A 24,455-nucleotide genomic window follows, 5' to 3' on the forward strand; every position below is an offset into this window, starting at 1 on the left:
ACTGGTATCCGTAAACATGTGATGTCCATAACCTTAAAGAGTTTTTAACTTGCCTGTTTCGGGGGATTAAGGCAGTGGGATGGTTTTTCAATACATGGAGTGATATTGTAAGGGTTCTGGTTCTTGGAATTGCGGGGTATATTGCACTTATATTTTTTTTAAGGGTTTCCGGAAAACGCACTCTTTCCAAGCTTAACGCATTTGATTTTGTAATTACGGTCGCACTCGGGTCTACCTTCGGGTCCTTCATTTTGAGTAAAGATATTTCCCTTTCAGAAGGGTTAACGGGTCTTGCAGTTCTTATATGGCTGCAGCATATGATTTCCTGGTTAACCGTAAGATCGGACTTCATTAAAGGGGTTGTAAGGGGAGAGCCAACCCTTGTTTATTACAATGGAGAGTATCTTAAAGACGCTATGAAACGGTCCAGGGTCGTTGAAAGTGAGATTGAGCAGTCTGTACGGAATGAGGGGCATGCAAATCTGGAAGATGTGGGGGCTGTAATCCTTGAAACTGATGGAAGTTTCTCAATAATAGGCCAGTCAGAAAAAGAAGGGAAAGAGCTTAAGATTACCGGGTTAAAAGTTTAAAATTTTAGTAACTGCTCAGAGTATAGTTAACGGCGCTCCTATGAGCGCCGCACGAATACCCTCTAAAACAGGTAAACCGTTCTTTTTTCCTGTAGAAATGTACGCCCTAATTCTGCAGAAAGCTTGCGCTCCCATTGCTTTTCTGAAAGTTCCCGATATTTTCTGCTGTAGTTTCATCATCCTGATATCTCTTTCTGCCTGATTATTATCAAATGGAACTTTCAAATCTGTCAGGAATCTCAGAATCTTTTCTTTGTGTTCTATAAACCTATCCAGCAGATTCCTTGATTTTGTTTTTGGATTTTTACCGCGTTTTCCCTGTTTTTCAGGATTTAGAGAATGCGGATTTTCTTCAAGCGCTCTAATGATAATTGCATCAAACCTTTCTTCCAATGCTTTAATTTGCTCAAAATCAGGTTCTCTTAATTGCTCTTTACACTCATCAGTGTATTTCTTCATCTCAGTGAGCAGTTCATTCATCTCTTTAGCCCATGTCTGTTTATAGTTCTCTTCAATTCCTGTAAGTTCTCTCTGTAAATGAGCGTTACACAGAGCATGATCACAATCATAAACGTTGTAAGGTTTCCATCCATCATGAACTGCTACTCCCTTAAACTTCGGAAGAATTCCCATAGCATCTATTGCTTCTGCTCCTCTTTTTGTATGAGCAAAATAACATGTGTATTTTTCATTAGAAGCTACATGAAGCCAGTGTCTTTTTCCTTCAATCTTCATACCAGTTTCATCAAAATTGATTACAGGCGAGGCTAATAACTTCTCTCTAATAACGTTTTCAAATTCCTCTAAATTCTGGAAACATTCTCTTTCTGCTCTAATTATCGTAGCAGGACAGATTTTTATTCCCATAATGTCTTCAAATAACTCAGAAATTCTATCATAAGGAACAAACTGGTAATTTTTACAGTAAATAGCTGAAGCTAAAATATTAGGGCCATACTGAACCGGATATTTCACTGATTCGGGAAAAACGGCTTTATTCAACTTTCCACAACAAGGACAGGTTTTAATCTGACTTTTATGTTCTGTAACAATTAGATTTACGGGAGGAATGTCAAAGACCTGTCTTCTCTCATAAGCTTCAACTTCAACATTCTCAAGGGTAGATCCGCATTCTTTGCAGCAGGTCAAAGAATGTTCTATTACCTACTCAGGATGATCAACCATATCAAGAGTCGTGCCTGGATGACCTTCCTGACCTCCAGGTTTCTTCCCGCTTGGTTTACGCAGACTCTTGGGATTAGGTTTCTCTTTGACAAAATAATCAGTAGAAGGAGGTCGACTGCTGTTACGACTGTTTTGATTTAAACGAGATTCTAAGGCTACAAGTCTTTCAGTGAGTTCTTTAACTTGAGATTCTAAACTCTCAATGTAAGCTACAATAATTTCAGGATTTGAAGCACAGTAAGAAAGAATCTCATCACGTTTCATAAAGCTAAAAAGGAATCATTTTATATCCAATTTTTCCTCGGAACGAGGAAAAATGTGTAGCCTCGTTAAGGCTACCTGAATAGTTACAGAAAAAGATGTATAACAATCTGTTGTTAAAAACCAATTTTTGTTTTTAACCAAAGAGTCGTATACAATCTTATTTTTCAGCAATAACCAACAACTAAAAACCAAAGGTGAAACAAAATGGCCTTTAATGACAGAGGAAGTAGGGGAAGAGACAGCCACCGCGGAGGTTTCGGAGCTCCAAGGGAAATGCACAAGACAAAATGTTCTGATTGTGGTGTTGAAACCGAAGTGCCTTTCAAACCTGATCCGGAAAGACCGGTTTACTGCAGAGAATGTCTTCCTAAACACAGGAAACCAAGAGAAGACAGATACTAAGTGTTATAGTTTAACTGAGTTTATATCAATACTCATTCTTTTCCACTTTTTTAATGTAACTTAGATCCAGAATATACTTTTTCATAATCCAGAAATTTTGCAGATTGATAAAATCTTCTTCGGGACAATCAGTTTTACTTTTATCGATAGGTTTTGCCCCGGGCTATTTTCAAGTGTTATCAGTATTTTTTTGACTAGAGTGGTTGTTTTCGAATTAAAGTGAAAAACTGTTAACTGAGTCATATTTTTGGAGGGTCTATCCGGAACTGGACCGTCAAATAAGAAATTAAAAATCTTTGCCCATAAACAATTCATTTTAAATATATTTTTCCTGCCGGCGGTCTGCTTAAATCTACCCCGAATACGGTTGTTAAGATAAAGGTAAGAAAAGCGAAATCGAAAAACCCGTGATTTTTGCAGCTTTAAAAGGGGCACTTTGCAGGGCTTTTTTAGATTAAGCGATTCTTTTTCCTTGTGGGAGATTTTTCTTATTCAAGCGACATTTCATCCAGTATGTGTTTGATATCTGGCTTTGCTTCGGGAATACCCTCTTTAACAGATAACCAAACCACTTTCAGATTAACTCCAAAGTAAGCGTGGATTAATTTGTCCCGTATGCCTGCAAGGTCTTTCCACGGAACAAAAGGGTATTTTTCGCGCATTTCATATGGGATATTCTTTGTTGCTTCGCCAATGATTTCCAGAGCTCTGATTACTGCAAACTGTGTTTTGCGATCTTCGGCAAACTCTTCAAATGTCCAGCCGTTAACAAATTCTTCTGCTGCTTCCATTGCATCGTAGATGTCCTGGACATAGTCTTTTGCTTCGCGAATTTCAATCCCTCTTCAGACGGCTTCAACTTCTTTAAGGATATGTTTGCCAATATTCGGCTTTAACGCATCTTTCATAACAAGGTCTACCTTAACGCCCAGAGCCTCCGAAAGGTAGTTTTCAAGGTTGACAAATTTAAAAATAGTAGGGGTTCTGGAAAACTCAACGAGTACGTCCAGATCACTTCCGGGTTTCTGCTCTCCCCTTATGTAGGACCCAAAAATTCCCAGGTAACTAACGTGGTATTTTTCTTTAAGTTCCGGGAGCATTTCATGAAGTTTTTGGATATAGATTTCAGCTTCTGTTGGGTTTTTCGGCATTATTTTCAGACTCTATCTGGTCTCTTTTGGTACGTTATAGTATTCTGCAGTTGTAGTATTTATAATTACTAAGAAAGGTGGCAGAAATTTCCAGTCTTTACGTTCAATTCATTTGAAATATATTTTTCCTGCCGGCGGTCTGCTTAAATCTACCCCGAATACGGTTGTTAAGATAAAGGTAAGAAAAGCGAAATCGAAAAACCCGTGATTTTTGCAGCTTTAAAAGGGGCACTTTGCCGAGCTTCTTTAGATTTAGCGATTCTTTTTCCTCATGGGGAATTTCTGATTCAAGATACATTTTTCAAGTGAATTATGTATCAAAAACCTCAACATTAAACCCTTACCCATACAAATATTAAGCAAAAACCTCATAATCGGTCTTATGCGGTTCAAAATTATCCTTGAGGAAGACGAAGATGTAGGGGGATTTATTGCCAGCTGCCCCGGTTTGCCAGGCTGTTTTTCACAGGGAGATACTGTAGAAGAAGCTATCGAAAACATTAAAGAAGCGATTCAGGCTTGCCTGGAATCCCTTGCAGAAGACGACTTGCAGGAATGCATTGGAAAATCCTCCTGCAGAGTTGTTGATGTGGTTGCTTAAATGTTTGGACTTCCTGTAATTTCCGGAATGCAGGCAATCAAAGCTTTTTCTAAAGCTGGCTGGCTCCCACACCGGCAGGTAGGAAGCCACGTTGTCCTGAGAAAGGAAGGATCAAAAGTTACGCTTACTGTCCCGAATCACAAAGAACTGAAGCCGGGTCTTTTAAGAAACTTGATTAAAGCTTCCGGGCTCACGGTAGAAGAATTCGAAGCTCTTTTAAAGTAAACTTATTTGATTTGATTATTTTTTCCTGCCGGCGGTCTGCTTAAATCTACCCAGAATACGTTTGTAAAGGATACAGAAATCAAACATCTTTTTTTCCATGCTCAGATAGATACTGTTCAACCGCACGTTTTGAACTGTGCCATGTTTTTCCTATTTTTACAGCGTCCAGAAGTCCCTGTCTGGCCCTCAGGCTGAGATATTCCTGAGAATAAGGAGTTACCATGGCAAGTTCTTTTAGAGGCAGCAGTTCGTCCTTTCCTCCTGAGATGGAGAGATAGAGAGTCAGGTTTTCGTCTACAGCTTTTGCTATGAAATTGGCAAATGATCCCAGATTTCCAGCATCTGCGGCTCTAAGGGACTTGTAATATTTTTCCCTGTCCTCTTTTTTGAGCACGACAGGAGGATAATCCCTTGCAATCAAATATAAATTTGTGAGGAGCCGGGCTACCCGTCCGTTTCCATCGCTGAATGGATGAATTTCAACAAACCTGTGGTGCAGTAAAGAAGCTGTTTCAAGGGGATGAGCTTTGCTTTCAGCTACTTTTTCGATAAGCTCATCCATCAATTTCACTATCTTCGACCAATCGGGCGGAGATTTTACTGCGCCGGTTATCCTCACATTTCTGGTGCGGTATCTGCCTGCATCTTCAAGTATGCCTCTGGTTACAATTTCATGGATTTCCTGAATTATGATATGGTCTATTGAACGTTTTTTCTTTGCTAACTCTTCCATCCGGTCAAAAGCTTTTGCATTATTGCTCGCCTCAAGGTGCTCTCGAAGAGATTTTCCTCCGATAGTCAGCCCTTCTTCCAGGACAAGTTTTGTTTCCTGGAGTGTTAGCGTATTCCCTTCTATCGCGTTCGAGTGGTAGGTGTGCACTAACCTCATCTCTTCATGGAGCCTGCCTAAAGCGTCTGCCGGAATGGGCCGCATGGAGTTTAGCTGCTTCATTTTTTCATTTATTCGTGCAAGAAGTTTTTCTTGAATCAGGTGAGTATCGGTATCTTCCATAATTCTACATATCCGATATGTATCCATAGTTTATATCGGTATCGGCAAATTTTTGAGCTATCCGATATTAAGAGCACTTATACTCTTGTAGCCGAGCTGGTTTATCCAAGAGAAAGGTATTTCAGACAATTAGCTGTAAATACATGAAATTGGCATTAGTCAAAAAAGTATCGGTATTGGCAATAATTGTAATGATCCGATATACTATTTCTCAATACATCATTTATTTTAAAATATATTTTTCCTGCCGGCGGTCTGCTTAAATCTACCCCGAATACGGTTGTTAAGATAAAGGTAAGAAAAAAGAACCAAAAACTTTGATTTTTGCAGATTAGAAGAAAAATCTACAGGACCAATTGTTTTTATTTTAACATGTCTACTAATCTATAGAATATTTTAGAAATTTCAGTTTCCGATTTACCTACATTTTTATAGAATGTATGTATAAATATTCAGATCATACATATCAAAAATTTTTTTCAGCTACTAGAAGGCACTAGAATGGTTTTAGGCAATAGAAATGAAAATTTATCAGAATTTAAAAAAGGTAAACTGAGGTCATTTATTTTATCGCTTATCTCTCCAATTACAAATTCATTTAAAAGAATTTACGAAATATGCATAACCGAAATTCTGGAAGTCAGAAATAAAATTTTAAAAATTGAAAAAGGAACCATAAGTGAAGAAGCAAAAAAAAATATTGAAAAGGATATATCTGAACTGTATTTGAAGCATGAATTATACAATATAAGAAAGGAGTCTTATCTGACTTATCATGAACAGAAGGACCTAATTGATATTTGCGCAAAATGCCTAACTGCCTGTTCTTCTTTTAAAAATCGAAGTAAACTTTTCGATGAGCCATCCAATGATTTTGTTAATAAATCGATAATAGAATTGTCTTATTTGTCGAGTGAGTTAAAGAGATATGACAATGAAGAGTTTATTCAACAAAGAATCCAAAAGTATGATTACTTGTTCCAGAAATCTTCTTTTCCTCTAGATAACTCACAGAAAAGAGCAATAGTGACTGATGATACACATAATTTAGTTGTAGCAGGGGCTGGTTCTGGAAAAACCGAAGTTTTGATCACAAGAACTGCTTATCTAACGGAAAGAGCACCAGATAAAGTTGACGCAAAAAAGATACTCATTCTTGCTTATCAGAATAAAGCTGCTGAAGAGGTTAAAAACAGACTTAAAGATAGGTTTAGTATTGAAGAGGCGGAAGTCAGAACTTTTCATTCATTGGGAAAGAAAATCTTGGAAGAAGGGAGCAAAATTTCTGGAAAAGAAACTCCCAAATTGAAGTTTTCAGGTTCTAATTTTAACAAAGAATTTTCAAATTATATTGATCATTTATTCAACCTTAGAAAAACAAACGGAGATTTCCAGAAGAAAATTGTAGACTATATGAGATTATACCATGACAATGAGGTAATAAAGAGCCAGGAAGACTTTCAGAAAAAAGAAGAGTTCTACAAATATATGGCGAATTTAACATATACGGCTCTTGACGGAACTGAGGTCAAAAGTGAGGCTGAAAGGGCGATATTGAACTTTTTCATTAGTCATAACCTGAATGGAGAAAGAGTTAAAATACGTTATGAAGACCCCGCTAGATGGATGATGTATACTGATTCTAACGGTAATAAAAAGTCTCCAAAGCCCGATTTTTTCTTTCCAGATTATGATATTTACCTTGAGCATTGGGCAATAGACAAAAATGGAGGAGTTCCAGACTGGTTTGAAGGTAAAAACGCGTCAGAAGAATACAAACTTGGGATGAAGAGAAAAAAAGAGAAGTTTGCACAGCAAGATAAATATTCTCTTGTAGAAATCGCAAGTTATGAATTCAAGGGAGAAAAATTTGAGGAAATATTAATTGAAAGAATGACAAAGGCATTAAAAATAAAGTATCCCAATAAAGATTTTAAATTCACCCCTATTCCTTATGATCAACTTATCAGTAGAGTGAACTACGGATGTAAAGAGTCTGTAAGAGGTCTTTCTTTCAACATTAGCCGATTCATAACAATTGCTAAAACGTACAATCTGCCTCCAGAGAGTGTTAAGCAAAGGTTACGAAGCGAAAGATGGTCTGCAAAACAAGAAGCTTTTGCCGGGATTGCATTAGATATTTATGAGCTTTATGAAAACGAATTGAGAGCTGAAAACAAAATTGACTTTGCTGATATGATCAATCTTGCTGTAAAAGAACTGAAAGAGAATCAGGAACTATACAGAAATTCTTTTGCCCAAATCTTAATTGATGAATATCAGGATATAAGTGCTCAAAGGTATGAGCTTATACGCGAACTCATGAAGAAGAATGGTGGGTGTAAACTATTCTGTGTAGGCGATGATTGGCAGAGTATAATGGGTTTCTCAGGTTCTGATCTCGACTTTTTTGTTAACTTTCCTGAGTACTTCGACCATCCAGCCAGAACCGATCTTTCTGTAAATTATAGAAGCTGTAAGTCTATAGTGGATACAGGTGCTGAAGTTATAAAACACAATAGAGGTTCACATATCGAAAAAAATACTTTTGCTAGGAATACCACTGAGAATCCTATAAAAATATATGTCTCAAAATATAACCGAAGATCAACAAATCTGTATTATTCTCAAATTGCCAGTCATTGTGTTTATTCAATAAAGCATTATCTTGATGACGGTTATGAACCAAAAGATATTCTACTTCTATCAAGAATTGGAAAAAATCTTAAGATGAAGAATATGTTAATGGAGTACGCTAAAACTCAAGCTGTTCCTATTTCTTTTGATGGGAGTAAAAATCCGAATAAAATACCTTTTATGACAGTGCATAAAAGCAAAGGTTTGCAGGCAAAAGCTGTTTTCCTGCTCGACGTGGTGGAAGACTTGTACGGTTTTCCCTGCGAAATAGAAAATCCAGATATTTTCGAGCCAGCAATTCTTTCACGTAAAAGAGATAGATATGAGGAAGAAAGGAGACTCTTTTACGTTGCTGTAACAAGAGCTATGAATGACCTGATAATTTACACTCGAAAAGATTCGGTAAGCAAATTTATACATGAAATTGAAAACAAGGTTACTTTTTATGAACTCAATAACTGAATTAAAGTATCAGAAATTTTAATTCTAAAAGATTTATATCTATTAAAGCTAGGCATTCTTTTACTTAAAATGTAGTTTGTTTAAAAGCTAGCGAATACGATTTAAATATATTTTTCCTGCCGGCGGTCTGCTTAAATCAACCCCGAACACGTTTGTTAAAATTAAGTTAGAAAAGCGAATCAAAACCCGTGATTTTTGCAGCTTTAAAAGGGGCACTTTGCAGGGCTTTTTTAGATTAAGCGATTCTTTTTCCTTGTGGGGGATTTTTCTTATTCAAGCGACATTTCATCCAGTATGTGTTTGATATCTGGCTTTGCTTCGGGAATACCCTCTTTAACAGATAACCAAACCACTTTCAGATTAACTCCAAAGTAAGCGTGGATTAATTTGTCCCGTATGCCTGCAAGGTCTTTCCACGGAACAAAAGGGTATTTTTCGCGCATTTCATATGGGATATTCTTTGTTGCTTCGCCAATGATTTCCAGAGCTCTGATTACTGCAAACTGTGTTTTGCGATCTTCGGCAAACTCTTCAAATGTCCAGCCGTTAACAAATTCTTCTGCTGCTTCCATTGCATCGTAGATGTCCTGGACATAGTCTTTTGCTTCGCGAATTTCAATCCCTCTTCAGACGGCTTCAACTTCTTTAAGGATATGTTTGCCAATATTCGGCTTTAACGCATCTTTCATAACAAGGTCTACCTTAACGCCCAGAGCCTCCGAAAGGTAGTTTTCAAGGTTGACAAATTTAAAAATAGTAGGGGTTCTGGAAAACTCAACGAGTACGTCCAGATCACTTCCGGGTTTCTGCTCTCCCCTTATGTAGGACCCAAAAATTCCCAGGTAACTAACGTGGTATTTTTCTTTAAGTTCCGGGAGCATTTCATGAAGTTTTTGGATATAGATTTCAGCTTCTGTTGGGTTTTTCGGCATTATTTTCAGGCTCTATCTGGTCTCTTTTGGTACGTTATAGTATTCTGCAGTTGTAGTATTTATAATTACTAAGAAAGGTGGCAGAAATTTCCAGTCTTTACGTTCAATTCATTTTAAATATATTTTTCCTGCCGGCGGTCTGCTTAAATCTACCCCGAACACGTTTGTTAAAGTAATGTAAGAAAAGTTAAATCGAAAAAGCCGTGATTTTTGCAGCTTTATAAGGGGCACTTTGCAAGGCTGATAATTTTCACTTATCTCCTTCTTCGGTTGTATCAAGAATCAAAAACTTAATTACCCGATCCGCAGAATCTATATAAGATTTAAACAGCATAAAACTAGATACATCAGTTCGGAAAGGCGTGATCATGCTTATCCAGTATATCCAGGCAGCCCTTGAAAAGGCAAAATACGAAATAATCGATGACGAAGAACCTTATTATGGTGAAATTCCCGAACTTGAGGGTGTATGGGCTACGGGCAAGAATCTTGAAGAATGTCGCAGAAACCTGGAAGAAGTTATCGATGAATGGATCGCTTTCAGGTTAAGAAATGGATTTCACCTGCCTGGATTCCGTAAGCTTTCGAATTACATCTAAATATCCATGAAGACAGATTGAAATGAAAGTACGTGAGGTCATAAAGCTTCTTGAAGCCGATGGCTGGTATCTGGTTGTAACAAAAGGTAGCCACCGGCAATACAAACATCCTGCTAAACCAGGCAGGGTGACAATTGCAGGTCATAGTGGAGATGATCTTGCTCCAGGGACATTGAACAGCATCTTAAAACAAGCACAATTAAAAGTGGAGGACTAATCATGCACCGTTTCCTCGTTGTAATCGAAAAAGCAAACAACAATTATTCAGCGTATTCACCTGATCTGCCAGGCTGTGTGGCTACCGGTTCCACGCGAGAGGAAGCAGAGAAAAATATCTATGAAGCCATTGAAATGCACGTGCAGGGACTGCTAGAGGACAATCTACCGATTCCAGAATCAGAATCCTTTGCCGAGTATGTGGCTATTGCTGAAAAGCCCTCTACAGGTTCTGAAATAGTTTGAGTTATTTTTCTTACTTCAAATCTCTTTTCAAGTAACTTTAAATATATTTTTCCTGCCGGCGGCCTGCTAAAATCTTCTCCAAATAAGTTTGTTAAGATAAAGTTAAGAAAAGTGAAATTGAAAAACTTCAGTTTGTTATTTTGCTCTCATTGCTAAAAAGGTAGAACTATCTCCAAGATGAAATCTAAACTCGCCCTCCAGTACGTCTTTTTCTTTAATTTTTACCCAGCCACTACCAAAAACATGGTCGCACTCCTCATTTCCTTCAAAGGTGAATTCAAATCTTTTGCCATCGGCATATTCAACGATTCTTCCGTCGATATCACCATAAACTAAGCCAAACTGAAAATGCCCCATGTTGTCTGGCTCTATCATAATATAAGCCTGAACGTCCATATTGAAATAGTCCTCATCCCATTGTTCCATCTCATAAATGTGCCATTCCCCTGTGAAGTCCATAACTTTGACTTTCCTTTCTTGCATAAAAACATCACTATACAGCATCATGAACTTGAATATTTAGAAGGTTATTCATTCAGTTAAATTGCAAATTCAGAAGGAGCACTTCGCAGGGCTGGATTTCAGATTAAAGTAATTCTTTTCCGTTGAGGGACGTTTTAGAGTTACGGTGAAATGTAAAAACTGGACCGCCAAATAAGAAATGAAAATCTTCCCCATCATCAATTCATTTAAAATATATTTTTTCCTGCCGGCGGTCTGCTTAAATCTACCCCGAAAACATTTGTTGAAAAAAGAGTTAAGAAAAGTGAAATTGAAAAACCCGTGATTTTTGCAAGTTTAGAAGGGGCACTTTGCAGGGCTTCTTTAGATTAATCGATTCTTTCTCCTCTGAGGGTATTTCTGATTCAAGCGACATTTTTCGGGTGATTTGTGGATAAAGGAAATCTGTCCAAAACTGGACCGCCGGATTTGATATGAAAATCTTCCCCAGAACCAATTCAATTGAAATATATTTTTTCCTGCCGGCGGTCTGCTTAAATCTACCCCGAACATGTTTGTTGAGATAATGTTAAGAAAAGTGAAATTAAAAAACCCGCGATATTTGCAGCTTTATAAGGGGCACTTTGCAGGGCTTCTTTAGATTAATCAATTTTCCTTTAGAGAACTGTTTTCTAATTAAAATTAGAAATTGAATGAAACATTTATAAAATGTTAAGTTAATGTTTAAAAGATCTATATGGATTCCTTTACAGATATACATAATCTTCTTGATAATCAACCATATAAATTTGGTATCTGTATTTCAACTTTCATATTTCTGTCTTCATTTGTATCCAATTTATTTGATATTGACATAGGCAAACTTAGATCTGCCTCTTTTCTAATTATGATATACGGAATAGGCATTTGGATTTACGATAATCATGTTAAAGCGTCTTTGAAAGATGATGTCTATAATGAATATTATGGTACACAAGAAGCTGATTTGTATTATGAAAAGTCTAGGCGAAATTTGAATGCTATTTATTTCCTTCTTTCCATATTTACTATATTTTTTATATTCGCATAAATCCCAAACCATATACAAAATGTTTCTTTTCTGTTGAAGAGTTTAAGATCTAATGTTTAAATATGTAGAGCCTTTCCCTCAGTCTGCTCTTCAATAAATCTATGTGCTTCAAGAAACGCTTCGTTAATTTCATTTACTAACATCGATGTTGCCTGTAAAAGAATTAAGTTTTCTGCAGTTGGTCTTGAAATTATAAGAGTTGAATTAATTAGATTCATCGATAAAGCCGTACCTGAACCCGGATCAGCTAATCCGGAGTCACTTGGTCCTGCAAGAAGAATCTTTTCTTCATCGAATTCAGATATTCCTATGTTGAAAAAAGTTCCTTTTGAATCTGCATGAACGGCATTACTAGCCATCTTGTAATAAGGACGCATGTGGTTCACACCAACAGATTTTTCAATGTCAGCAAAGTTTGGTCTGGGCTTATTTAGCTCTTTTGAAGCCCACCCATAAGGATTTTCAAAAGATCTTCCATACTTTTTAACAAAAAAATTCGTAACTATTCAGGTTATAGTTAACGGCGCTCCCTTGAGCGCCGCTATAATACCCTCCAAAACAAGTAATCCGTTCTTTCTAATTGTAGAGATGTAAGCTCTCATTCTGCAGAAAGCTTGCGCTCCTTGTGTTGTTCTGAAAGTTCCTGATATCTTTTGCTGTAGTTTCATCATCCTGATATCTCTTTCTGCCTGATTATTCTCAAACGGAACTTTCAAATCTTTCAGGAATCTCAGGATCTTTTCTTTGTGTTCTATAAACCTATCCAACAGATTCCTTGCTTTTGTCTTTGGATTCTTTCCACGTTTTCCTTGTTTTTCAGGATTTAGAGATTGTGGATTTTCCTCAATCCCTTTCATGATTATAGCATCAAACCTTTCTTCCAATGCTTTAATTTGCTCAAAGTCCAGTTCTTTGACTTGCTCCTTACATTCATCAGTATACTTTTTCATCTCAGTGAGTAATTTATTCATTTCTTTAGCCCACTGCTGTTTATAGTTCTCTTCAATTCCAGTAAGTTCTCTCTGTAAATGAGCATTACAGAGAGCATGATCACAGTCATAAACGTTGTAAGGTTTCCATCCGTCGTGAACTGCTACTCCCTTAAACTCCGGAAGAATTCCCATAGCGTCTATTGCTTCTGCTCCTCTTTTTGAGTGAGGTAAATAACAGGTGTATTTGTCATTAGAAGCTACATGAAGCCAGTGTCTTTTTCCTTCGATTTTCATACCAGTTTCATCAAAATGGACAACATAAGAAGTCATTAATTTCTCTCGAATAATGTTTTCAAAACACTCTAAATTCTGGAAACATTCTTTTTCTGCTCTAATTATCGTAGCAGGACAGATTTTTATTCCCATAATATCCTCAAAAAACTCAGAAATTCTTTCATAGGGGATAAAATGGTGATTTTTACAGTAAATAGCTGAAGCTAAAATATTTGGACCATACTGAACTGGATATTTTACTGATTCAGGAAAAACAGCTTTATTTATTCTTCCACAGTGAGGACAGGTCTTAATCTGGCTTTTGTGTTCTGTAACAATCAGGTTTACAGGAGGAATATCAAAGACCTGTCTTTTCTCATAGGCTTCAACTTCAACATTCTCAAGAGTATGGCCACATTCTTTGCAGCAACTCAAAGAATGTTCTATTACCTACTCAGGATCATCAACCATTTCAAGAGTTGTTCCAGGATGACCATCTTGACCTCCAGGTTTCTTTCCGCTCTTTTTACGGAGACTCTTGGGATTAGGTTTCTCCTTGACAAAAAAATCAGTAGAAGGAGGGCGACTGCTGTTACGACTGTTTTGGTTTAAACGAGATTCTAAGGCTATCAACCTTTCAGTAAGTTCTTTAATTTGAGTTTCAAGACTCACAATGTAAGCAATGACTTCAGGGTTTGAAGCACACAAAGCAAGAATCTCTTCACGTGTAAGCATGATAACGAAACAAAATAGGATTCAATTTATATCCAATTTTTCCTCGAAAAGAGGAAAAATTGTAGCCTTTAAAAGGCTGCCTGAATAGTTACAAAAATTCTTTACATTGGTAGTATTTTCTTCTTCTTCTTCAAGTGGCTCATAATTTAATTTCTTTGCATGTACTTTATATTGCCTCATTGCATAATAGGATTCTATATATCGATAATTGAGATATTGTTCTGCCACTTCATTACCGTGCTCTTTTATGAACAATGCAGTAACTGCAATTTCGTGAAGACTTCGCCATCGAGCATGTGCACCAGATGCATATCCATGTTTCATTAATATGGCAATTTCTTGACTAACGAGACAAGCTTTAGCATGGAGTCTGGTTAATGCCAAAAAAACATAGTCATTCTCTTTTTCAGCAATTGTCCTCATTTCTTTGTTAAATTTCGATCCCATTTGTCGGGAGTATATTAAAAGTAAATCCAGTAAATCCAAGGGTTTTTTCCAAAAGTTATTTACTCTTTTCTTAAAATTCTCTATTTCGTCATTATTTTCTTGCAAGGTGTCTGAGGCATTGTTTATAATCTCTTCATGAAACTGGTTTATTGCTTCCTTAACTTCTGAGGGGATACTAAACAGATCTAAATAGTCCTTATTTTTCTTGTTATTTGTATTACTATCATCAGTTTTCATGTTGTGATCACTCACTTCACAAATTACTTATGTTCTGATTTTACGGCATCGACTCAATCAAAGCCTTTGTATAAGCCTCAGCAATAATTTTTTTCACAAATACAAAAAATAATTCTTAGGATTTAAAATATATGAAATCGTTGGCAATTTTAAAGAAACGCAGTTTTTAGGATAAACTACTATTTGTGAAATTATTCTTTTAATTCCTTTGTGACTATTGCCAAGATATCTGTAATATGAGACGGTATCGGAACCCCAAAAACAGCCAAAAACATCATTGGTATAACGATATCTATAATTCCTTTTGCGGCATAACCAACAACTATCTCTTTAGCTACATCTTTCCCAAATGCCTTTGTGGGATTCTTTACTTTATCTAGTAGGGATCTGAGTTTAGATATACTTCTTTTTGACTCTTCCTTTTTGTTTTTAGGTGCAGAAGAGCTATCTATTTCTGTAATTAAAACGCTTTCATCTTTGAGTAATTCTTCAAGGAAACATTCAATAGCTTCAGAATCTCCTTTTTTCGTCATTTCAAGAAGCTTTTCTGAAAAGATCTTTATATTTTCTCCTTCTCTTCCTCCAATTTCAGTAGAAAGCTTGTCCAGCTTTTCAAATCCTAGATTTAGTTCTTCTTGAATTTCATCTAATTTATTTAGAATTGTAGTCGTTTTTTCGTCAACTTTTTTATCCACTGAAGCAATATCTTGCCTAATTTCATCAATTCCTCTCTTTACAGCTTCCTCTTGAACCACTTTTATAGTAGGGATTTCCCCTATTACGAAACTTAAAAGTTGGAATTTTTTAGTAAGATCTGTCTCTCTCCTCATTAACTCAATTTTACGGAGAAGGTACTCATTTTCAGAATGACTTCGTACTTTTCCTTTAAGAGAATACGAAATATCTTCTATGTATTCTGCCATGTCTGCAGGATTACTTATGTCCCATTTCTGAACTTCTCTACTGACGGCGCATGCAATTTCTTCTGTATCAGTACCTTGAGATTCCCGGCACGCGGTCTTTGCTTTTGCTTGGATTTCTTCGAGGAGGGATTTTAGTTTTCTGTCAAGTATTCTTGAGCCTATTATCATTACTTTTGTAGCAGAAGGTGCTGTTTTTTCGGTCTGTTTCATTAATTCAGAGGCTTGCTCACAGTACTTCCTGTAAAAATCTAACTCATTTTTCTTTGTTTCGAAATCCATACTTTCAAGATCTTGGACTTCTCTTAATGCATTTGCAAGGTTTTCAACTGCCTCAAAAAGTAGTTTTTTATTCTCTGACCCTTCTATTGCATTTTTTGCTTCTGTAAGATATTTCTCAAATTCATCTTTTGCCTGCTGCTTTTGGGCGTTGATTATCATGTAAAATGAACGGTAAAATGGTAAACAAAAACTGGAAGGATTTCTTGAAACAGTCTCGAGGGATGCTTTTTCAAAAAATTCGATTGCTTTTTCCAATTCTTCTACATAGGTTTCTTCACCTTCTGATTGAGATGCCTTAAAAATAGAAATTCGTCCAAGAGAATGGTTCGCATTGGCTTGTACAATACTGTATCTGTCTGATGTCAAACTTTGTAAATCATCCCAAATCTGTTTTTTGTCAGTTACGTGTTGAAAAATATACCCAAAAACACGTGCTGCTCCCCCTCTAACGTGGCTGTCGTCAGACGAAGTTAGACTATGTAAATCTTCCCATACCTTTTGTTTGTCAGGCATATTCTGAAAAGCAGTCCCTATTACAACTGCTGCTCCCCTTTTCACAGTTTTATCTTCATCTAATGTAAGCTTAATTAGATCTTCCCATGCCTGTTGTTTGTCAGGTACAAGATGAAAAACTGATCCAAGGGTACTCGTCGCGCCCCGTCTCACATTACTGTTTTTATCTGAGGTCAATATGTGTAAATCTTCCCATAATTTTTCTTTCTCAGATATATGTTGAAAAACTAACCCAACAGCACTTGCTACTGCACGCCGCACAGTGCTGTCTCCATCTGTTGTTAATCTGTGTAAATCTTCCCATGCTTGCTTTTTGTCAGGTAAATATTGAAATGAAGTTCCCAATATCCACACTGCACGACTCCTCACATCACTATTTTTATCTAAGGTCAATCTGTGTAAGTCTTCCCATGCTTTCTGTTTGTCAGACATATATTGAAATGCAGTCTCCAATGACCTCACTGCATCCTTTCTCACATCATCATTTTCATCTAGGGTTAATCTGTGTAAGTCTTCCCATATCTGTTGTTTGTCAGGTATATATTGGAAAGCAGTCTTCACTACAACTGCTACTCCCTTTTTGACATCAGCGTTTCTATCTAAAGTTAATCTGTGTAAGTCTTCCCATGCTTTCTGTTTGTCAGGTGCATATTGTAGAGCAATCTTCATTACGACTGCTACGTCCCTTCTCACAGTCTTCTCTTCATCTGCTGTCAGCCTGATTAGATCTTCCCATGCCTGTTTTTTGTCAGGTACATGTTGAAAAATAGTTCTTAGTGCCTCTATGGCCTCCAGTCTCATATAGTAATCTTTATTCAAAAATAGTCCACGTAGATCAGGCCATATTTGTTTTATGTTAGACATGCTTTGTAAAGCAATTTTTAGAGTTCCGGCTGCCTCTCGTCTAACATAGCTGTTTTTGTCTATAGTTAATCTTATTACATCTTTCCAAGCCCTTTTTTTGTCAGGCGCATATTGAAAAACAGTTCTTAGTGCCTCTACTGCTTCCCGTCGCACATAGTTGTTCTGGTCTGAAATTAATCTATGTAAATCTTCCCATGTTTGTTTTTTACTAGGCGAGTATTGTAAAGCAGTTTTTAATGCTCCTGCTGCTTTCTCCCGAACAAAGCTATTTCTGTCTAATGTTAATTTATGTAAGTCATCCCAAGCCTGATTATTATCAAGAAGTAATCCAAAACTATTACATAACTGACCCACTGCTATTTTACGTTCTTGTGGATCACAGCTATTACACTTTCTATGAATTTCCTCCTGATCAATCAATGTTTCACACCACTAATTCCTTAACATCCCTAAATTATAAATTATTCTTTTTATCCAACTCAGAGATAATATAGAAACTTTTACAAAACGGCGAATAAACTTATTCTACTTTTTATATTTTATTTCTTCATGGAAAGGCCCGTGCTGCGCACGGTGACAATAATCATTAAGATACTTATTCCTGTAGCTCTAAAAAAGTTACTTAACTAACTATTTTGAAACCCCATATACAAAAAAACACAAATTCAGAACTAAACCAAAATTAAACGAAAAAAAGAAAAGTCTGCCCTCTTAAAAGAGAGCGGATAAATTGAAGACCTAAAAAATTATTTCCCCACAACTTTCCTGTACATCCTCGCCTGGAACCCGTGATACTTCGCAAACCCTTCCGCATCCTTCTGATCAATCGTCTGGCTGTCAAACGAAACGAGATCCTCAGAATAAAGCGCATTTGGAGAGCTGCGGGCAAGGATAGTAAGTGCGCCTTTGTAGAGCTTCACTTTCACTGTGCCTGTGACCCTTTCCTGCGACTTGTCGATAAAAGCGTTGAGGTCGGCAAAGAGGGGGTCGTCCACAAGGCCTGCGTATGCCATTTCGGACCACTGCTCTTCAACGATCTTCTTGAACTTCAGTTCCCCGCGGGTAAGGACGAGTTTCTCGAGGTCGGCGTGGGCTGCCAGAAGCACGGTTGCAGCCGGGTGCTCGTAGTTCTCACGTGCTTTTAAGCCGAGCACGCGGTCTTCGATCATATCTGTCCTGCCGACGCCGTTCTCGCCTGCAATTTCGTTCATCTTCTTGACAAGGGCGTAGCCGCCGAGCTTTTCGCCGTCAATTGCGACAGGGACACCGGCTTCAAAGTCAATGTCAACGATCCTGGGCTCGTTCGGCGCATCTTCCGGGGACTTTGTCCACTCGTAGATCTCTTCCGGCGGGACAAAAGACGGGTCTTCAAGCCTGCCGCCTTCGATGCTGCGGCTCCAGATGTTTTCGTCAACGCTCCATGGTTTGGACTTTGTGGCTTCGACAGGGATTCCGTGCTCTTTTGCGTAATTGATTTCCCATTCGCGGGTCAGGTTCATCTCACGCATGGGGGCAATAACGTCCATGTCGGTCTGGCGGAATACGGCTTCAAAACGGAGCTGGTCATTTCCTTTTCCCGTACAGCCGTGGGCAAGGGCAACTGCACCTTCTTTTTTGGCTGCTTCCACCACTTTTTTGGCGATCAGAGGGCGGGCTACGGACGTGCCCATGACATAGCCTTCGTAGTTTCCGTTGGCTTTTATCAGGGGGAAGATGTAGTCCCTTACGAATTCTTCCTTTGCATCGATCGTGTAGTGCTTGTTGCTGATCTTCTGGGCTTTCGCATCAGCCTTCCTGATTTCCTCTTCGGGCTGGCCGACGTCTACCGAAATTGTAATTACTTCATCGTAACCGTACTTTTCTTTGAGGATGGGAATGCACACAGAGGTGTCAAGCCCACCGGAATATGCAAGTGCAACTTTTTTTACCATGCTTTTACTACCCCTTATCTGGCGGATATATGATAAGAACCAAAACGATTGGCGCGTCAATTAAATAACAGGCTAATAAATTAATATATTAATGAACTGGTCTGCTAACGGATCGATATGTTATTTTGATATGTTAATGAATCAATGAGTTAACAGATTGATCTGCTAATAGATCGATTTGCTATGGGTTAATAAGATTAATAAGTTTAATAATTTTGGTAGCAGTAAGTTTAATCCTGTAAATTTGACAGCTAACAGCTGGTAGATTCAAAAACTAATTATTGTTTTGCCGGAGGACGGGAAACCGCCCCGCCAGCTGCGATTCAAATGAAATTTTCCGTTGCACAACGGTTTTTTAAATAATACTCTTCAACAGGCACTCATTTAAGAGTTACCTGCTGACAGTTTTTTTTCTTTACTTTACCTTACTCTTCCTTCTGTTCCATCTCTCTATGATACTCGTTGATGGATTTGATAGTAAGGTCCTGTCCTTTCTTCATGGTCTCAATAGCATCAGCCGCTGCAACCGCAGCCTGGATCGTGGTGATGTACGGGACCTTGAAGTCGACAGCCGCACGCCTGATCCTGTAGCCGTCTTTGCGGGACATCTTGCTTGTTGGGGTGTTAATGATGAGGTCGACTTCGTCCCTGCGCATCATATCGATAACGTTCGGGCTTCCGTCATGCACCTTCTTAACTGTGTCCATGAAGATGCCGTGCTGCGCAAGGTAGTTCACAGTTCCCCTTGTGCCCATGAGTTCGAGGCCTGCTGCCTGAAGTTTTCTCGCAGCTTCCACAAGTTCGGGCTTGTCAGCGTTCCTGATTGAGAGGAAGACTTTTCCCGTAAGGGGCAGGAGGTTATCGGCTGCAAGTTCTGCCTTGTAATATGCCCTTCCGAAGTCGTAGTCAACGCCCATGACTTCTCCCGTACTCTTCATTTCAGGTCCGAGTACAGGGTCTGCTCCCGGGAGCTTGTCAAAGGGCAGGAGGACTTCTTTAATCGAGACATGTTTTGGCTTTGGCTCGTCAGTGTAGCCGAGATCTTTTAAACTGTGACCTGCAATCACTTTGGCTGCAATCTTTGCAAGCGGGATTCCGACTGCTTTTGAGACGAAAGGAATTGTCCTGCTTGAACGCGGGTTTGCTTCAAGCACAAAGACCTTTCCGCCTTTTTCTGCCATCTGGATATTTATCAGACCCTTGACCCTCAGGCCGAGAGCTATCTTCCTTGTATAGTCCCTTACCTGGTCAAGGACCTCCTTGGAGAGCGATTGGGGCGGAATTACACAGGCAGAGTCTCCTGAATGGACGCCGGCTTCCTCGATGTGCTCCATGATTGCGCCGATCAGTACGTCTTTCTGGTCGCAGACCGCATCAACATCGATTTCGCAGGCTGCTTCAAGGAAGTCATCTATAAGGATCGGGTGTTCCGGTGAAACCCTGACTGCTTCTTTCATGTAGCGTTCGAGGTCGATTTCGTCGTAAACGATTTCCATTGCCCTGCCGCCTAGCACATAGGAGGGGCGCACAAGTACCGGGAAACCGATCCTCTTTGCAACCTCGATAGCTTCCTGCTGCGAAGTTGCATATCCTCCTTCAGGCTGCGGGATTCCGAGTTCCTGCATAAGGAGGTAGAACTTTTCCCTGTCCTCGGCAAGGTCCATATCTTCGGGGTCTGTCCCGAGAATCACAGTGTCAAGGTCTGTCCTGCGCTCCAATTCCTTTTTCAGGGGGAGCGCAAGGTTAACCGAGGTCTGCCCTCCGAACTGCACAAGGACACCGTCAGGCCTCTCACGTTCAATAACGTTCATCACGTATTCCATTGTGAGGGGTTCAAAAAAAAGCTTGTCCGAAGTGTCAAAGTCAGTAGACACGGTTTCAGGGTTGTTGTTAATTATATGTGTCTCTATGCCTTCTTCCCTGAGCGCGGTTACTGCATGGACGGTACAGTAGTCGAACTCTATTCCCTGCCCTATCCTGATGGGACCTGCACCGAGGATGAGGATTTTCTTTTTGTCTGTTGAGTTTGTCTCGCAGGTATCTTCGTAAGTAGAATAGTAGTAAGGAGTTGCTGCCTCGAACTCGGCTGCACAGGTATCTACCATCTTGAAGGTGGCTAAAATTCCTTCTTCGTGCCTGAAGTCGCTTATCTGTTCCCTTGTTTTTCCGGTCAGCTCTGCAAGGCGGCTGTCAGGGAAGCCCATCCTTTTTACTTCGCGCAGGAACTCAGGGGTCAGTTCTTCTGTCCTGATGTGCTTTTCCATCTCAACGATCTTTTTCATCTTTGAGATAAAGAAGGGGTTGATGCTCGTGAGTTCGGCAATCTCCTTTATCGACATTCCTCTCTCAAGCGCATGGAAGATTACAAAAAGGCGTTCACTTGTTGGGGTCTTGAGGAGAGTTTTTATCTCAGGCTCGTCCCAGCGTTTTATCCCGAGTTGAGAGTCGATGTCAAGAGACTTGAAAGCCTTCAGGAGAGACTCCTCAATTGTCCTGCCTATTGCCATGATTTCTCCCGTGCTTTTCATGGCCGTGGTCAGGGTCTTGTCTGCGGTGGTGAACTTGTCAAAAGGCCACCTCGGGATCTTTGTAATCACGTAGTCAAGAGCCGGCTCAAAAGAGGCAGGTGTGCTCTTTGTGACGCTGTTCACGATTTCGTCAAGGGTCATCCCTATTGCGATCTTTGCAGTTACGCGGGCAATCGGGTAGCCTGTTGCTTTGGACGCAAGGGCTGAAGACCTGGAAACCCTGGGGTTTACCTCGACAATTCTGTAGTCGCCTTCTTTTAAGGCGTACTGGATGTTGCACCCTCCTTCGATCTTGAGGGCGCGGATGATCTTAATGGAAGCACTCCTGAGCATCTGGTGCTCTTCATCACTCAGGGTCTGGGACGGGGCGACTACTGCTGATTCTCCAGTGTGCACGCCCATGGGGTCTATGTTTTCCATGTTACAGATGACGATACAGGTATCGTTTGCATCCCTCATGACCTCGTACTCGACTTCTGCCCAGCCGAGAACGCTTTCTTCTATAAGCACCTGGTTAATGCGGCTGCGCCTGAGCCCGCGTTCCGTGATCTCAAGGAGTTCTTCTTTTGTGCGGGCAATTCCACCGCCAGCGCCGCCAAGGGTGTAAGCCGGGCGGATAATAAGAGGGAGACCGAGTTCTTCAACGACCTCTTCGGCTTCTTTTAAGGAATGGACTGCCCTGCTAAGAGGCACTTTCTCTCCTATACTTAGCATGGTCTCCTTGAAGAGTTCCCTGTCTTCCGTGTTTTTGATGGCTTCAACAGGAGTTCCCAGGATCTGGACGCCGTATTTCTCAAAGACGCCCATTTCTGCAAGTTCACTGGTAATATTAAGGCCGGTCTGCCCGCCAATGCCTGCGATTATCCCGTCAGGGCGTTCCTTTTCAATGATTTTTTCTATGATCCTTGCATCGAGAGGCTCGATATAGACCGAATCCGCCATTTCGGGGTCGGTCATAATGGTTGCAGGGTTTGAGTTTACAAGCACAACCTGCACGCCTTCTTCTTTTAAGGACCTGCAAGCCTGGCTTCCTGAGAAGTCAAACTCTGCAGCCTGCCCGATTGTAATCGGCCCTGAACCTATAAGCAGAACTTTCTTTATGTCTTCACGTTTAGGCATCAGAGACCCCCTCCGAGGACCTTCACTACCTTGCCGAAGAACGTTTCCTCGGTATCCAGAGGACCTGCCTGTGCTTCAGGGTGGAACTGCACACTGAAGATGTCGAGGTCTTTGTGGGAAACCCCTTCAACGGTTTTGTCGTTTGCGTTAAGGTATTTTACATAGAGCCCTGTCCCTTCAAGGGAATCCGCATCGACAGCATATCCATGGTTCTGGGAGCTTATGAAGATCCTGTTTTCAATAAGGTCCTTTACGGGCTGGTTTCCTCCCCTGTGCCCGAATTTAAGCTTGTATGTCCTTGCTCCCATTGCAAGGGAGATAATCTGGTGCCCGAAGCAGATCCCTGCTACCGGAATCGTGCCTGCAAAAGCCTTTACGGCATTGATAGCATCCGTTGCTTTTTCCGGGTCTCCTGGACCGTTTGAGATAAATAGCATGTCAGGCTCGTAGCCTGCGATTTCTTCTGGTTTTGTGGTTGCAGGAACCAGGGTCAGGTCAATTCCCCTTTTATGCAGGTTGTTTATGATGTTCCTCTTTATGCCGAGGTCGACCACAACTGCATGTTTGGGTTTGCCGCTTCCTTTCCATGCTCCGGCTGCTCCGGGAATAAAGCGGGGTTCTTTGCAGGTTACGCGTGCAATAAGTTCTTCGTCCGTTACCTGCGGAAAGTTCCTCGCCATATCAACGGCTTCTTCCCCATCGTCACTCCCTGTGATAAGGGCTGCACGCATGGTCCCATGCTCCCTTGCCCCTATTGTGAGCATACGGGTGTCCACGCCTTCAATCCCTGGTTTTCCTTCATCCTCTAAAAATTTGTGGATAGAACGGGTGGATTTGTAGTGATAGGGTTTTTTGCAGGCTTCCCTGACAACAAGCCCCTCAGCATGGATGTTGTCGGACTGGAACCTCTCTCCGCTGACCCCATAATTCCCTATCAAAGGGTAAGTAAACATTAAAATCTGGCCCTTGTAGGAAGGGTCAGTCAGAGCCTCCTCATATCCTGTGAATTGAGTGGTAAAAACGAGTTCGCCGCAAGCTGTGCCTTCGGCACCAAAACCGGTGCCCTTAATAACTGTTCCATCTTCTAATCCTAGTACTGCTTTCATCATCTGAACCTGCGAGTAAATGTCATAAGACATGTATAAGTGTTGCGATGATTGGAGAAGTCACTTTATAAACATACAATTTTATAATCGTCTTTTTTTATAATCGTCTTTTTTTATAATCGTCTTTTTTTATAACCATCTTTTTTGATAACCATCTTTTTTGATAATCGTCTTTTTTATAACCATCTTTTTTTGATAATCATCTTTTAGAATACCTTTCATATAATACGAATATTTATATATATTCTTTCTTAATTATATGTTAAGCAGTTGGGAAAATTATCTTTGGAAATTTTATTTTTTAAGAAATTTTCTTTAGACAAATTGATGATTAGTCAATATTGTAGTCAATACTTCCCTAATACTCCCCCACTACTTTCTCAATATATTATTTAGGTGGGTTATTATGGTGATATGTCTAAAGAACTTCAAGAGTAGAATTAATAAGGGAAGTTCATGTAAAAAAACAATCTCTACAAGCGTATTTTTTGTATTACTTACGCAATTGGAAAGAT

General features: G+C 39.6%; 20 protein-coding genes and 2 pseudogenes. 8 read left to right on the forward strand and 14 right to left on the reverse strand.

Annotated elements, in window-relative coordinates; translation table 11 throughout:
• The first annotated feature begins 74 nt into the window (after positions 1–74).
• Positions 75–590: a DUF421 domain-containing protein gene (locus M886_RS14510; protein ID WP_048040065.1), complete on the forward strand. Its 516-nt coding sequence runs from the start codon at positions 75–77 to the stop codon at positions 588–590.
• A 15-nt stretch (positions 591–605) separates the two neighbouring features.
• Here the strand turns inward: M886_RS14510 and M886_RS14515 are convergent.
• Positions 606–2,039 (reverse strand): annotated as a pseudogene (locus M886_RS14515) (IS66-like element ISMma14 family transposase).
• Positions 2,040–2,243: 204 nt separating this feature from the next.
• Here M886_RS14515 and M886_RS14525 point away from each other — a divergent pair.
• The gene (locus tag M886_RS14525) at positions 2,244–2,441 is read left to right on the forward strand and encodes a CxxC-x17-CxxC domain-containing protein (RefSeq protein ID WP_015410804.1); all 198 of its coding nucleotides are present in this window, start codon (positions 2,244–2,246) and stop codon (positions 2,439–2,441) included.
• Positions 2,442–2,929: 488 nt separating this feature from the next.
• Here the strand turns inward: M886_RS14525 and M886_RS14535 are convergent, their stop codons facing one another.
• Positions 2,930–3,232: a HepT-like ribonuclease domain-containing protein gene (locus M886_RS14535; RefSeq protein WP_048037757.1), complete on the reverse strand. Its 303-nt coding sequence runs from the start codon at positions 3,230–3,232 to the stop codon at positions 2,930–2,932.
• Positions 3,233–3,286: 54 nt separating this feature from the next.
• Positions 3,287–3,541: a nucleotidyltransferase family protein gene (locus M886_RS14540; protein WP_235203979.1), complete on the reverse strand. Its 255-nt coding sequence runs from the start codon at positions 3,539–3,541 to the stop codon at positions 3,287–3,289.
• Between the two features lie 433 nt (positions 3,542–3,974).
• Here M886_RS14540 and M886_RS14545 point away from each other — a divergent pair, with 433 nt between their 5' ends.
• Entirely contained in the window at positions 3,975–4,193 is a 219-nt protein-coding gene (locus M886_RS14545) for a type II toxin-antitoxin system HicB family antitoxin (protein WP_048037761.1), read from the forward strand.
• A complete protein-coding gene (locus M886_RS14550) occupies positions 4,194–4,418 on the forward strand; it encodes a type II toxin-antitoxin system HicA family toxin (protein WP_048037760.1) in 225 nt (74 codons plus the stop codon). It abuts the gene before it with no gap.
• A gap of 79 nt (positions 4,419–4,497) precedes the next feature.
• Here the strand turns inward: M886_RS14550 and M886_RS14555 are convergent, their stop codons facing one another.
• Positions 4,498–5,430 carry a Fic family protein gene (locus tag M886_RS14555; protein ID WP_050035795.1) on the reverse strand — a complete coding sequence of 311 codons (933 nt, stop codon included), beginning with the start codon at positions 5,428–5,430 and terminating at the stop codon, positions 4,498–4,500.
• A gap of 501 nt (positions 5,431–5,931) precedes the next feature.
• On the opposite strand from M886_RS14555, the gene M886_RS14560 reads away from it, so the two are divergent.
• Positions 5,932–8,529 (forward strand): UvrD-helicase domain-containing protein, encoded by a 2,598-nt coding sequence (locus tag M886_RS14560; RefSeq protein WP_048051390.1) that lies wholly within the window; start codon positions 5,932–5,934, stop codon positions 8,527–8,529.
• 269 nt (positions 8,530–8,798) lie between these two features.
• Here M886_RS14560 and M886_RS14565 read toward each other — a convergent pair whose 3' ends face one another.
• A complete protein-coding gene (locus M886_RS14565; RefSeq protein ID WP_048037757.1) occupies positions 8,799–9,101 on the reverse strand; it encodes a HepT-like ribonuclease domain-containing protein in 303 nt (100 codons plus the stop codon).
• Between the two features lie 54 nt (positions 9,102–9,155).
• A complete protein-coding gene (locus M886_RS14570; RefSeq protein ID WP_235203979.1) occupies positions 9,156–9,410 on the reverse strand; it encodes a nucleotidyltransferase family protein in 255 nt (84 codons plus the stop codon).
• Between the two features lie 419 nt (positions 9,411–9,829).
• Here M886_RS14570 and M886_RS14575 point away from each other — a divergent pair, with 419 nt between their 5' ends.
• Genes M886_RS14575 through M886_RS14585 form a run of 3 tightly spaced genes read left to right on the forward strand, consistent with a single transcriptional unit; the run spans position 9,830 to position 10,522 of the window.
• Positions 9,830–10,060, forward strand: coding sequence for a type II toxin-antitoxin system HicB family antitoxin (locus tag M886_RS14575; RefSeq protein ID WP_048038358.1), 231 nt, complete (start codon positions 9,830–9,832; stop codon positions 10,058–10,060).
• A 22-nt stretch (positions 10,061–10,082) separates the two neighbouring features.
• Positions 10,083–10,277 carry a type II toxin-antitoxin system HicA family toxin gene (locus tag M886_RS14580; RefSeq protein WP_048038359.1) on the forward strand — a complete coding sequence of 65 codons (195 nt, stop codon included), beginning with the start codon at positions 10,083–10,085 and terminating at the stop codon, positions 10,275–10,277.
• A 2-nt stretch (positions 10,278–10,279) separates the two neighbouring features.
• Positions 10,280–10,522 (forward strand): type II toxin-antitoxin system HicB family antitoxin, encoded by a 243-nt coding sequence (locus M886_RS14585; RefSeq protein WP_048038361.1) that lies wholly within the window; start codon positions 10,280–10,282, stop codon positions 10,520–10,522.
• A gap of 135 nt (positions 10,523–10,657) precedes the next feature.
• Here M886_RS14585 and M886_RS14590 read toward each other — a convergent pair whose 3' ends face one another.
• The 8 genes and pseudogenes from M886_RS14590 to carA all read right to left on the reverse strand — a co-directional run bounded on the left by M886_RS14590 (position 10,658) and on the right by carA (position 23,940).
• A complete protein-coding gene (locus M886_RS14590) occupies positions 10,658–11,005 on the reverse strand; it encodes a hypothetical protein (RefSeq protein WP_230625044.1) in 348 nt (115 codons plus the stop codon).
• Positions 11,006–12,109: 1,104 nt separating this feature from the next.
• Positions 12,110–12,559, reverse strand: coding sequence for a DUF5677 domain-containing protein (locus M886_RS14600; protein WP_268745885.1), 450 nt, complete (start codon positions 12,557–12,559; stop codon positions 12,110–12,112).
• Positions 12,560–13,993, reverse strand: a pseudogene (locus M886_RS14605) (IS66-like element ISMma13 family transposase). It lies immediately after the preceding gene.
• Positions 13,994–14,014: 21 nt separating this feature from the next.
• Positions 14,015–14,677, reverse strand: coding sequence for a DUF5677 domain-containing protein (locus tag M886_RS14615; protein ID WP_048051392.1), 663 nt, complete (start codon positions 14,675–14,677; stop codon positions 14,015–14,017).
• A 191-nt stretch (positions 14,678–14,868) separates the two neighbouring features.
• A complete protein-coding gene (locus M886_RS14620) occupies positions 14,869–17,676 on the reverse strand; it encodes a HEAT repeat domain-containing protein (RefSeq protein ID WP_053228904.1) in 2,808 nt (935 codons plus the stop codon).
• Between the two features lie 326 nt (positions 17,677–18,002).
• A complete protein-coding gene (locus M886_RS14625) occupies positions 18,003–19,187 on the reverse strand; it encodes an argininosuccinate synthase (protein ID WP_048051393.1) in 1,185 nt (394 codons plus the stop codon).
• Positions 19,188–19,612: 425 nt separating this feature from the next.
• Positions 19,613–22,834, reverse strand: coding sequence for a carbamoyl-phosphate synthase large subunit (gene carB, locus M886_RS14630; RefSeq protein ID WP_048051394.1), 3,222 nt, complete (start codon positions 22,832–22,834; stop codon positions 19,613–19,615).
• Positions 22,834–23,940, reverse strand: a complete 1,107-nt coding sequence (gene carA, locus M886_RS14635; protein WP_048037758.1) for a glutamine-hydrolyzing carbamoyl-phosphate synthase small subunit — start codon at positions 23,938–23,940, stop codon at positions 22,834–22,836. Before carA ends, carB begins: the two co-directional genes overlap by 1 nt.
• Between the last annotated feature and the right edge of the window lie 515 nt (positions 23,941–24,455).

It is taken from the genome of Methanosarcina soligelidi (assembly GCF_000744315.1).
Lineage (GTDB): Archaea > Halobacteriota > Methanosarcinia > Methanosarcinales > Methanosarcinaceae > Methanosarcina > Methanosarcina mazei.

What these genes read in the sequence shown, in the direction of transcription:
- M886_RS14545 (WP_048037761.1), top strand. Translation starts at nt 3,975, where the DNA reads ATGCGGTTCAAAATTATCCTTGAGGAAGACGAAGATGTAGGGGGATTT.
- M886_RS14575 (WP_048038358.1), top strand. Translation starts at nt 9,830, where the DNA reads ATGCTTATCCAGTATATCCAGGCAGCCCTTGAAAAGGCAAAATACGAA.
- M886_RS14535 (WP_048037757.1), bottom strand. Translation starts at nt 3,232, where the DNA reads ATGGAAGCAGCAGAAGAATTTGTTAACGGCTGGACATTTGAAGAGTTT.
- M886_RS14555 (WP_050035795.1), bottom strand. Translation starts at nt 5,430, where the DNA reads ATGGAAGATACCGATACTCACCTGATTCAAGAAAAACTTCTTGCACGA.
- M886_RS14590 (WP_230625044.1), bottom strand. Translation starts at nt 11,005, where the DNA reads ATGCAAGAAAGGAAAGTCAAAGTTATGGACTTCACAGGGGAATGGCAC.
- M886_RS14565 (WP_048037757.1), bottom strand. Translation starts at nt 9,101, where the DNA reads ATGGAAGCAGCAGAAGAATTTGTTAACGGCTGGACATTTGAAGAGTTT.
- M886_RS14525 (WP_015410804.1), top strand. Translation starts at nt 2,244, where the DNA reads ATGGCCTTTAATGACAGAGGAAGTAGGGGAAGAGACAGCCACCGCGGA.
- M886_RS14570 (WP_235203979.1), bottom strand. Translation starts at nt 9,410, where the DNA reads ATGCTCCCGGAACTTAAAGAAAAATACCACGTTAGTTACCTGGGAATT.
- M886_RS14615 (WP_048051392.1), bottom strand. Translation starts at nt 14,677, where the DNA reads ATGAAAACTGATGATAGTAATACAAATAACAAGAAAAATAAGGACTAT.
- M886_RS14625 (WP_048051393.1), bottom strand. Translation starts at nt 19,187, where the DNA reads ATGGTAAAAAAAGTTGCACTTGCATATTCCGGTGGGCTTGACACCTCT.
- M886_RS14585 (WP_048038361.1), top strand. Translation starts at nt 10,280, where the DNA reads ATGCACCGTTTCCTCGTTGTAATCGAAAAAGCAAACAACAATTATTCA.
- carB (WP_048051394.1), bottom strand. Translation starts at nt 22,834, where the DNA reads ATGCCTAAACGTGAAGACATAAAGAAAGTTCTGCTTATAGGTTCAGGG.
- M886_RS14560 (WP_048051390.1), top strand. Translation starts at nt 5,932, where the DNA reads ATGGTTTTAGGCAATAGAAATGAAAATTTATCAGAATTTAAAAAAGGT.
- M886_RS14580 (WP_048038359.1), top strand. Translation starts at nt 10,083, where the DNA reads ATGAAAGTACGTGAGGTCATAAAGCTTCTTGAAGCCGATGGCTGGTAT.
- M886_RS14550 (WP_048037760.1), top strand. Translation starts at nt 4,194, where the DNA reads ATGTTTGGACTTCCTGTAATTTCCGGAATGCAGGCAATCAAAGCTTTT.
- M886_RS14540 (WP_235203979.1), bottom strand. Translation starts at nt 3,541, where the DNA reads ATGCTCCCGGAACTTAAAGAAAAATACCACGTTAGTTACCTGGGAATT.
- carA (WP_048037758.1), bottom strand. Translation starts at nt 23,940, where the DNA reads ATGAAAGCAGTACTAGGATTAGAAGATGGAACAGTTATTAAGGGCACC.